Origin of the sequence: Staphylococcus sp. HMSC061G12 (genome assembly GCF_001838465.1) — a bacterium.
Lineage (GTDB): Bacteria > Bacillota > Bacilli > Staphylococcales > Staphylococcaceae > Staphylococcus > Staphylococcus simulans.
The window spans coordinates 1-500 of record NZ_KV837056.1; the positions used below are offsets into that span (position 1 = coordinate 1).

Genomic DNA, 500 nt, shown 5'->3' on the forward strand with positions numbered 1-500 from the left:
TAACTCATATAAAATCGCACCCTAAATTAAAATATAAATCCTAAAATTGTTTGAATAGTATCATTTTCAATAATAATAAATAAACCTAAAGCTATATAAATAACAGCCATAATCCAACGACTAAATTTCTCAACAATTTCTCCAACTCCTGGAATATTAGATAATTTTTGTGCAGTAAATACCAAGAAGAAAATTAAAATTAAAAAGACAAACAGAGTAATTAATAAATTAGTAACACTTAATGTCACAAAATACGGAACAAATAAACCAATATTATCAGCACCACAACTTGCTATGGTAATAATTGCAATCGTACCAACTAGTTTAGACAATCCTTTTTCATTCAATTCTTTTTTAGCTCTCTCTTCTCCGTCACTATCACCATAAATAGCCACTTTAATTCCTAAATAAATCGGTATTAACCCTAATAATCCTAATATCCATTTTTCAGGAACATAATTTAAGACGGTTCTGTTGCAAAGTTGAATTTATAGTATAAT

The 500-nt window shown here is 27.2% G+C and carries 1 pseudogene; it reads right to left on the reverse strand.

Annotated elements, in window-relative coordinates:
• Positions 1-26 precede the first annotated feature (26 nt).
• Positions 27-467: pseudogene (locus tag HMPREF2937_RS04400) on the reverse strand (CadD family cadmium resistance transporter); the annotation flags it as partial.
• Positions 468-500 lie beyond the last annotated feature (33 nt).